Source organism: Aquisphaera insulae, from assembly GCF_011064615.1.
Lineage (GTDB): Bacteria > Planctomycetota > Planctomycetia > Isosphaerales > Isosphaeraceae > Aquisphaera > Aquisphaera insulae.
This window is the reverse complement of the sequence record NZ_JAALJH010000040.1, coordinates 70,632-80,697: the sequence shown is the minus strand read 5'-3', so window position 1 is coordinate 80,697 and position 10,066 is coordinate 70,632. Positions and strand designations below refer to the sequence as shown.

Sequence of the window (10,066 nt, the reverse complement as noted above, 5' to 3'; positions counted from 1 at the left end):
TCGGCTCCGGGCTGCGATCGACCGGCGGGCTTGACGCTGGACGCTCCCGCGGGGACGTGGGAAGATGTCCGGGCGATTCCCGAGCATGTCGTGCCGCGTCTCCCTGACGCGTCTCCGGAACGGACAGTCGCCCGGCCAGACCTCACCCGACCGATCGAACCGACGGAAGCGATCGACCGTCTCGACTTGCCTTCGACCAGGAGTTGACCTCGATGCTGCCGAAGACCTCGCGACGCCCGGCCCGGCCGACTTCGATCCACTGGGCTCCCGTCACGGCCGCACTGATCGCATCGACGTGTGCCTGGCTGGGGACGCCCTCGCCGGCCCTCGCCCAGATGACCGCGGCGGAGTCGACGCGAAGGCTGAAGCCGGCGGAGGGCCTGGAGGCCACGCTCTGGGCGGCCGAGCCGATGATCGCGAACCCGACCAACATCGACGTCGATTCCCGGGGCCGGGTCTGGGTCGCCGAGGGGCAGAACTACCGGCTCACCCGCGGCGGCAATGCGCGGTTCCACCGCATGGAGGACGCCGATCGGATCAAGATCCTCGAGGACACCGACGGCGACGGCAAGGCCGACAAGGTGACCGTCTTCGCCGACAAGATCTTCCCCGTCCCGATGGGGCTGGCGGTCGAGGAGCATCACGACGCCGCCGGCAAGTACACCGGCTGCCGCGTCTTCATCGGCAACAGCCCGAACCTGATGGTCCTTGAGGACACCGACGGCGACGACGTGGCCGACAGGCGCTATCCGCTCCTGACCGGCTTCGGCGGGGTCGACTCCGATCACGGCGTCCACGGCATGGTGCTGGGCCTCGACGGCAAGCTCTACTTCACCCACGGCGACGGCTGCTGCTCGGTGCAGCAGGACCATTCGGAGCGGCAGCAGAACTTCGACGTGGTGGACAAATCGGGCCGGCACGTCCGGACCGACCAGCTCGCCAACACGCTGCGGGTGAACCGGGACGGGACGGAGTTCGAGATCATCTGCGACCGCCAGCGGAACAACTACGAGGCGTCGCTGAGCTCGTTCGGCACGATCTTCGTGAGCGACAACGACGACGACGGCAACCGCGGCTGCCGGGTCATCTGGACGATGGACGGCGGCCACTACGGCTACAAGACGCCGGGCTCGCCGCGGCACTGGGGCGAGGACGTGCCGGGCATGATCCCCAAGCTCGTCGGCACGGGCAACGGCAGCCCGACCGGGATCATGGTGTATGAAGGCTCGCTGCTGCCCAAGGAGCAGGGCTACTTCGGCGCCGTGCTCGAGGTGGACGCCGGCAGCCGCCAGGTCAACTTCTTCCCGATCACCCGCAAGGGGGCGAGCTACCGGACCGAATACAAGGTCCTCCTCGGCAGCGACGACCCGTGGTTCCGCCCCGTGGACGCCTGTGCCGCCCCCGACGGCTCGATCATCGTCGCCGACTGGTATGACGCGGGCGTGGGAGGGCACGCCTTCAGCGACCAGAACACCGGGCGGATCTTCCGCGTCGCCCCGAAGGGACACAAGGCGAGCAAGCCCCCCGCGCCGGACTTCGCCACCACGGCGGGGCGGATCGCCGCCCTGAAGTCGCCGGTCGTGGCCGCTCGGGACGCGGCCCGGAGCAGCCTCATCGCCGAGGGAGCGTCCGGCGTCGCGGCCCTGGAGGAGCTCTTCCGCGACGGCGAGCCGATCCACCGAGGGCGGGCCCTCCAGGTCCTGGCCGGGCTGAAAGGGGACGCCCCGGCGGTCGCCGCCCTCAAGGATGCGGATCCTCGGATCCGGGAGCTGGCCGTCCGGATGCTCGGCCGCGATTGCCGGGAGAACGGGAGGGTCGAGTACGCGAACCCGGCGGCGAAACGTCCTCCCGCGGCCCTCGCCCACCTGGATGCGCTCCTGCCGCTGGCCGACGACCCCGACGCGGGCGTCCGCCGCGAGCTGATCCTGGCGATCCGGAACCTCCCCACGAAGCCGGTGGGCGAGGCTCTCCGGAGGCTCGCCGCCGCCTGGGACGGCCAGGACCGCTGGTATCTCGAGGCCCTCGGCCTGGCGCTGGACTCGCGCGAGGACGCGTTCCTGGTGAAGCTCCTGGACGGCTCGCTCTATGGCCCCTCGGACGCCTTGAAGGAGGGGAGGGAAGGGGCGGTTGCCCTGCCGCCGTACTTCCCGACGGACCGCAACGAGGCGTTCCTGCCGGCCGGCGCGCCGGACCTGCCGGTCACGGCCCTGAGCAAGAACCTGGGCCTGGCCTGGCGGCTGCGGCGGCCGGAGTCGCTCCGATTCGTCGCCTCGGTGCTGCCGTCGCTCTCGGCGCCGGAGCTGCGGCAGGCGGCCGACGACGTGATCGGCCAGATCAAGGATCCGAGGGCCGGGGCCACGCTCGCGGAGATGGCCGCCCGGGAGACCTCGGCGGACCGCCGGCACGAGCTCGGCGCGATCCTGGCGCGGAAGCTCGAGGGCGAATGGAATTCGGCCCGCGGGGCGGAGCCGGTCGTCGCGTTCATCGGCTCGAGGCTGGCGGACCGCGAGGCGAAGCCGCAGGGGGTGCAACTGGCGATCGCCGCGCGCGACCCTCGCTACGGCCAGGCGCTGGAAGCGGTGGCCCTGGACGCCTCGCTGCCGGAGCCGTTGCGGGTGGCCGCCGTGGAGGGCCTGGGGGCCGTCAAGGCACCCGGCGCGGCCACGCTCCTGGACCGCCTGATCGGCGACGCCCGGGGGAGGCCGAGCTCGGACGCGCTGGCCGAGGCGGCCGTCCGGACGAGCCCTCGGCTGTATGACGCCTCCGGCCGGCTCCGCGAGCTGGTCCTCACCAGGGAGTACCCGCTGGGGATCCGCCGCGAGGCGCTGCGGTCCCTCGGCCCGCTCGAGGGCGGGGCGCGGCGGATCCTCGACATGGCGAAGGCCGGGACGCTGCCGGACGACCTGAAGACCGAGGCCACGATGCTGCTGCACACGGCGCTGCCGCTCGGGCGGGCGCTCCGCGAGGAGGCCGCCGCGGTGCTCCCGCTGCCGAAGGCCGCCGGCGGCCGGCCCCTGCCGCCGGTGTCCGTGTTGCTCGGCCGCGAGGGGGATCCCGGGAAGGGCCGCCTCACCTTCTTCCGCGCCGGGCTGAACGCGTGCGCGGGCTGCCACCGCGTCCGCGGCCAGGGGCAGTGGGTCGGGCCGGACCTCTCCACGATCGGCACCAAGTACGGCAAGGACGAGCTGCTCCGCTCGATCCTCAACCCGAGCGCGGCGATCGGCTACAGCTACCGGGCCCTGATCCTGTCCCTGGAAGACGGCCGGGTCCTCACCGGGCTCCCCGTCGAGGACACGCCGGATCGCCTGGTGATCAAGACGGCCGACGGCCAGCGGATCTCGCTGCGGCCGGCGGACATCGAGGCCCGCAAGTCGAGCGACGTCTCGCTGATGCCGGAGGGCCTGGCCCAGGCCTTCAGCGAGTCGGAGCTGGTGGACCTGCTGGCGTTCCTGGCCACGCTCCGGCAGCCGGTCAGCATCGTCGGCCAGTACCACGTGATCGGCCCGGTCGCGGAGGAGAACGGCGCGCGGGCGATCGACCCGGCCGCGAAGGTGGACCTGGACGCGCCCCGCAACGGGCCGGGCGGCCGGGGCGGCCCCTGGCGGCGGATCGTCGCCAACGCCGAGGGCCTGGCCGACCTTTCCGACCTGGCCGCGGACCCGGCGCGGAACGTCGCCTATGCGTTCACGGCCGTCACCTCGCCCGTCGAGCAGAAGGCCCGGCTGGTGGTGGAATCGGGGGCCTCGCTGACGGCCTGGCTGGACGGCAAGACCGTCCTGGCGGAGGCCCCCGCCGCCCCCTCCGGCGGCCCCCGCGAGGTCGAGCTGACCCTGCCGCAAGGGACGAGCAGCCTGCTCCTCCGGCTGGCGACGGGGGGCAACGGCGGCGGGAATGCAGCCGGAGCCGCCGCGGCGGCCCGGCCGGCCTCGCTGGTGACAACCTTCGTGAGCGCCCAGCCGCTGTCGTTCGCGACGACCGAGGCGGGGCTCTCCGGGCATTGAGATGAGATGAGATGACATGAGACGCGTCGGAGACGAGCCGTCGCCGTCGAGGATCCCGACGGCGGCCGGCACGCGGGCGACGTCGCCCGCACCGACCTCCCGCCGGATGGCCCGGACGGATTCCCCGGAATCGGAGCGAGACCGCACGCCGATGCCTTCTTCAGCCGAGAACGTGCCCCCGCGGATCGCCGTGGCGATCCCCTGCTACAACGAGGCCCCGGCCGTCGCCGCGGTGATCGCCGGCTTCCTCGAGGCGCTCCCCGGGGCGGAAATCGTCGTCTTCGACAACAACTCCACCGACGGCACCGCCGAGGAGGCGATCCGGGCGGGCGCCGAGGTCGTGCCGGTCCCGGATCAGGGCAAGGGCCACGCCGTCCGCGCGGCCTTCGCCCGGCTGGCGGACCGCGACGTCATCCTCCTGGTCGACGGCGACGGCACCTACCCGGCCGAGGCCGCGCCGATCCTGGTGGCGCCGATCCTGGAGGGGCGGGCGGACATGGTCGTCGGCGCCCGCCGGCCCGAGCGTGGCGCCAAGGCGATGTCGCCGCTCCGGGGCATCGGCAACCTCCTCATCCGGGGGACCTTCCGGGTCCTGATCGGCCGCTCGGCCGGCGACCTCCTCTCCGGCTACCGGGCCTTCAGCCGGCGGTTCGTGGAGTCCGTCCGGCTCACGTCCGCCGGCTTCGAGATCGAGACCGAGCTCGCCATCGCGGCCGCCATGCTGAACCTGCCGACACTCGAGATCCCCGTCCCCTACCGGCCGCGGATCGCCGGCACCGTGAGCAAGCTCTCCCCGTTCCGCGACGGCCGCCGGATCATCGCCACCGTGATCCGGCGGCGGACGTGGAGGGACGGGGGGAAGGCCTGAGTTCGCCGCGAGAGGGCCGACCAGGAAGAGATTGCCGGATTTCCGGATCGCACCGGATACTGGGCAAGAACCGCAAACTGGGGACGACTCGCTAAACTGGTCAAACTCATCTCGCCGATAAGACCAAACGGTCGGGGCCTGCCGCGCAGGATGTGCGGCGCAAGGCTGCCGATCGTTCTCCACGGCAAGCGTGGGGAGGGATGAGGAGTTACCGACACATGGGCCGCTCTCCGGCAGCACTGAGTCGACGCCGGCGCCGGATCTCGCCGTGCCTGACGGCCTGGCTGGTCCTCGGCCTGGCGGCGACGGCCCGGGCGCAGGGGCCGCAGATCGACGTGGACAACCCGCCGGGGACGCCGCGGGGGGGGAGCCTGTTCGGCGCCACGCCGGGCGCCTCGGGGACGTCGCTGTTCCGGAACACGCCGGGCTCGTCGGACATCCCCATCGGCGGCCGGGCGGGCCCGTCGGTGAGCCGGGCGCCGGTGGGCGCCCTGATGCCGCAGACGTACCAGCCCCGGCGCGAGGGGCTGCCCGACTTCAAGGTCCCGGTCCTGCCCGCCGCGGACCTGCCGGCCTACGGCGAGCTCGAGCTGCCCGGCGGCGACGGCGAGGTGGGCGCGGCGGGGGGGCTGGGCGTCGGCGACGCCATCGACATCCTGGTCCGCGAGAACCTCAACATCATCGCCATGCGGTACGAGATCCCGATGGCGGACGCGGACGTCCTGACCGCCAGCCTGCGGGCCAACCCGGTCTTCTACGCCGACACGCAGCTCGTCCCCTACGGCCGGTACAGCCGGGCCAATCCCGGAGGCCAGACGCAGTATGACGTGAACATCACGCATCCCCTGGACCTGAACCGGAAGCGGCAGGCGCGGACCGTGGTGGCCCAGGCCGCCAAGCGGACCGTGGAGGCGCAGTTCCAGGACGCGGTCCGCCAGCAGATCGACAACCTGTACACGGCCTACGTGGACGTCGCCGCCGCGGAGCTCACCCGGGCCTACAGCCAGAAGCAGGCGGAGGGGATCTCGCACCTGCTCGAGCTCAACCGGGAGCTCTTCAACAAGCAGCAGATCCCCCGCGACCCGATCGACCAGCTCACCGCCCAGCTCGAGCAGGCGCAGCTCCAGGTCCGCGAGTCCAACCAGGCGGTCTCGCGGGCGACGCGGACGCTCGCGCAGCTCCTGAACGTCCCGCGGGCCCAGTCGCTCTCGGTCCGGATCCACGACCGGATGCGGGACGAGCGGCCGCTGCCGCAGTCGGAGGATCAGCTCATCGACACCGCCATGCAGAGCCGCCCGGACCTGGCCGCCTTCCGGATGGGCCTGCACCGCTCGCAGCACGAGGTCCAGCTCGCGAAGCGGGAGCGGCTCTCCGACTTCTTCCTGCTCTACCAGCCCTATACCCTGCAGGACAATCGCCCGTTCGGCCTCAAGAGCCCGACCTCCTGGGCCGTCGGCCTGACGGCCCCGATGCCGATCTACAACCGCAACCAGGGGAACATCGAGCGGGCCAAGATCAACGTCACCCAGACCCAGGTGCAGCTCGCGCAGCTCGAGCGCCAGATCCAGGACGAGGTGGCCGAGGCGGCCCGCGAATTCGAGCTCAGCCGCGACGCGTTCCTGGAGATCGAGCGGGAGATCCTGCCGGCCTCCAAGCGGGTGCTCGACGCCGCCTGGAAGCGGTACATCGGCGGCAGCAACACGATCCTCGAGTTCCTCGACGCCCGCCGCGACTACAACGGCCGCGTCAAGGACTATCGCGACGCCCTGGTGCGGCACCGCCGCGCCATGCTCGACCTGAACACGGCCGTGGGCACGCGGCTGCTCCCCTGAGGCCCATCGTACCCAGCGAGGTTTGCCGATGCGTCCCCAATATCCCGCCGATCGCACGAAGCGCGGCTTCCTGCCCCGGATCGAGCGCCTGGAGGTCCGCGAAGTCCCGTCCACCACGGCGATGCTCGCCACCGGGGCGCTGCTGCCGACGACGAAGGGGACGGCCTCGAGCTACACGATGCCGCTCCGGACCAGCCGCTTCCAGGCGCGGTTCCAGGGGCCGTTCGTCGTGGGCGCGCCCCGGGCGTCGGTCGAGAGGTCGCAGATGTACATGTTCGGCGGCGGCAATTCCAGCGCCTTCGAGCACGCCGACCTGCAACTGGGCCTCTCGACGCCCGCCGATCCGTCGCAGCCGATCGTCGGCCAGGCGGTGATCATGGTCAAGAACATCGGCAACACCGGGAACGAGCTGGTGCTCGACCTGACGCAGGTCCCCGGCGCCGTGGATCGCCGCGGCCGGCCCAACAAGTTCACCTTCACGCAGAACGACGGCAGCGGGGGGAGCTTCTCGGCCGGCGAGGCGCAGGGGGTCATGACCCTGATCTACTCGGCCGGCAAGTTCCCCGGCCTGAAGGACCTGAGGCAGGCGCGGGGCTCCGGGAACCTCGGCGTGATCTTCAAGGGGACCATCGGCACGGTCAATCTCTACGACACCCTTCGCAACCAGTGACGGGGCGCGGAGGCGGGGCCGGGGCTGCTGCCCCCTGGACGGCTCCCACCCGCTGGCGTACGATCGGCGAGAGGGCGTGAGGCCGCGTCCGGACCGGGACGCATCGCACCGCCGCGCGGGGACGCGGGCGGGCCGGACGGCCCCTCGACCGGATCGGACTCGCCCGGCCGCGACCGCGAGCACGCATGGGCGGCACCTGGAGTTGCATCTTGGCCGTGCAGGGCGAGGATGGAAGCGGGACAAGCCCCGGGGGACGGCCGGACGACCGCCTGCGCGGGACGCTCTCCGCCAGGGCGGCCTGGACGGTCCTGGCGGTCGCGGTGGGCTCTCGCCTCCTCGATTCGACCGATCGCTGGCTGCTGCCGGCCGTCGCGAGGCCGCTCTGCGAGGAGCTGAGCCTGACCGACGCCCAGGGGGGCTGGCTGGCCACGATCCTCCTGCTCGGCTATGCGGCATGGAGCCCGGTGGCGGGCTACCTGGCCGATCGCGTCCATCGGCCCAGGCTGCTGGCGGTGGGGATCGCCGTCTGGGGGCTCGCCACGGTGGGGACGGGGCTGGCGCGGAACTACGACGAGCTGCAGGTCGCCCGGGGCCTGGTCGGCGTCGGGGGCGCGACCGCCGGCGTGGTCGCGCTCACCCTGATCCTGGACCTCTTCCCGCGCGGCGGCCGCGGCCTGGCCCTGGCGGCCTTCTACCTGGCGATGCCCGCGGGCGCGGCCATCGGCCTCGGCCCCGGCGCCGCGGTGGCGGGGGCCACGGCCTGGCAGGCGGCCTTCCTCTTCGTGGGGGCGCCCGGCCTGGCCCTGGCGCTGGCCGCCCTGCTGCTGCCGGAGCCGCCGCGGGGCTGGAGCGAGGGGCTCGAGGTCGCCCGCCTCCGCCGCCACGAGATCGCCGGCCCCAGCCGCGACGACTACGTGGACCTGATGGTCAACTCGTCCTACACCTATTCGGTCTTCGCCCTGGCCTTCTGTATGTTCGCGATCGGCGGCCTGGTCTACTGGCTCCCCGCGCTGCTGCGGCTGGGGCACGGGCTCCCCGCGCCCCGGATCGCGGCGATGATCCGCTACGTGGTGCCGGCCGCGACGGCCGCGGGGATCGTGGCGGGGGGCTGGATGGCCGGCCGCGAGGTCTCCCGGCCCCGGCTCCTGTTCCTCGGGCCGGCCGTCGCCGTGCTGGCCGCGCTGCCGATGCTGGTGCTGACGGCCCTGGGCCGCGACGAGCGGGCGGTCCTCGCGGGCGCCTCGGGCACGATCGCCCTGCTGTTCACGACCGTCGTCCCTTGCTCCGCGATCCTGGCCTCCGTGGTGATGCCCAACATGCGGGGCGTGGCCGCCGCCGTGGCGGTCGCCGCGGCCCACCTGCTGGGCGACATCTGGTCGCCCGGTTTGATGGCCTGGGTCGCCGGCGAGTTCGGCCAGCCCGACGCCATGGCCACCCCGTTCGGGCGGGCGCTCGCGGCCATCGGCGCCAGCCCGGTCGTCATCGGGCCCGACGGCGACACCCAGAATCTCGCCGCCGGGCTGCTGACCGCCGCCCCGGCGATCGCGATCGCCGGCGTGGTGCTCCTCTCCGGCGCCCGGCACCTGCCGCGGGAGACGGCCCACATGCTCGCCACGCTCCGAGCGGCCCCCCGGCATTACCGTCAACATCAAACCAGGCACTGACTGACTCTGCACTCATAAAGGAGGACTTCCCATGACAACCCCCATCCGCGTGGCCGTGACCGGCGCCGGCGGCCAGATCGGCTATGCCCTGCTGTTCCGCCTGGCCTCCGGGGCGGTCTTCGGCCCCGATCGGCCGGTGGCCCTGCAACTGCTCGAAATCACCCCCGCGCTGCCATCCCTCAACGGCACGATCATGGAGCTGGACGACTGCGCCTTCCCGCTGCTGGCCGGCGTCAAGGCCAGCGACAAGGCCGAGGTCGCCTTCGAGGGGGCGGACTGGGTCATCCTGGTCGGCGGCCTGCCGCGGAAGGACGGCATGAGCCGGGCCGACCTGATCCGGGCGAACGGCCCGATCTTCACCGGCCAGGGCAAGGCCATCAACGACGCCGCCGGCCCCGACGTGCGGATCCTGACGGTCGCCAACCCGTGCAACACGAACGCCCTGATCGCGCGGTCGCACGCCCCGAAGGTGGGGGCCGACCGCTGGTTCGCCATGACCCGGCTGGACCAGAACCGCGCCGCGTCGCAGCTCGCCATCAAGGCCGGGGTGCCGGTCGCCTCGGTCAAGAAGATGACCATCTGGGGCAACCACAGCGACACCCAGTATCCCGACTACAAGAACGCGGAGATCGCCGGCACGGCCGCCACCAAGGTCATCGGCGACGAGTCCTGGTTCGACGAGACCTTCATCCCGACCGTCGCCAAGCGCGGCGGCGCGGTGATCAAGGCGCGGGGCGCGTCCTCGGCGGCCTCGGCCGCGAATGCGGCGCTGGACAGCGTCCGCTCCCTCTTCGTCCCCACGCCCGCGGGCGACTGGTTCAGCGCCGGGGTCGTCTCCGACGGCAGCTACGGCATCCCGTCCGGCCTGATCTACAGCTTCCCGCTCGTCTCGAAGGGCGATGCGCGGTGGTCCATCGTCCCGGACCTGCCCATCGACGACGCCGCGCGGAAGCGGCTGGACGCCTCCGCCGCGGAGCTCGCCGCCGAGCGGGACGCCGTCAAGGACCTGCTCGGCCCGGCGGCCTGAGCGC

The 10,066-nt window shown here is 72.6% G+C and carries 6 protein-coding genes; all 6 read left to right on the top strand.

Annotation, left to right across the window (positions count from 1 at the left end; genetic code table 11):
• Positions 1-212 precede the first annotated feature (212 nt).
• Positions 213-4,001 carry a PVC-type heme-binding CxxCH protein gene (locus G6O54_RS20400; protein ID WP_165227512.1) on the top strand — a complete coding sequence of 1,263 codons (3,789 nt, stop codon included), beginning with the start codon at positions 213-215 and terminating at the stop codon, positions 3,999-4,001.
• A gap of 16 nt (positions 4,002-4,017) precedes the next feature.
• Positions 4,018-4,869 (top strand): glycosyltransferase, encoded by an 852-nt coding sequence (locus tag G6O54_RS20395; protein WP_250846996.1) that lies wholly within the window; start codon positions 4,018-4,020, stop codon positions 4,867-4,869.
• A 218-nt stretch (positions 4,870-5,087) separates the two neighbouring features.
• Positions 5,088-6,701, top strand: a complete 1,614-nt coding sequence (locus G6O54_RS20390; protein ID WP_165227511.1) for a TolC family protein — start codon at positions 5,088-5,090, stop codon at positions 6,699-6,701.
• Positions 6,702-6,729: 28 nt separating this feature from the next.
• Complete coding sequence (locus G6O54_RS20385) at positions 6,730-7,371, top strand: hypothetical protein (protein ID WP_165227510.1); 642 nt, start codon at positions 6,730-6,732, stop codon at positions 7,369-7,371.
• A 215-nt stretch (positions 7,372-7,586) separates the two neighbouring features.
• On the top strand, positions 7,587-9,035 hold the full coding sequence (locus G6O54_RS20380) for an MFS transporter (RefSeq protein ID WP_250846998.1): 1,449 nt from the start codon (positions 7,587-7,589) through the stop codon (positions 9,033-9,035).
• A gap of 31 nt (positions 9,036-9,066) precedes the next feature.
• The gene (locus tag G6O54_RS20375; protein ID WP_165227508.1) at positions 9,067-10,062 is read left to right on the top strand and encodes a malate dehydrogenase; all 996 of its coding nucleotides are present in this window, start codon (positions 9,067-9,069) and stop codon (positions 10,060-10,062) included.
• The last annotated feature ends 4 nt before the right edge of the window (positions 10,063-10,066 follow it).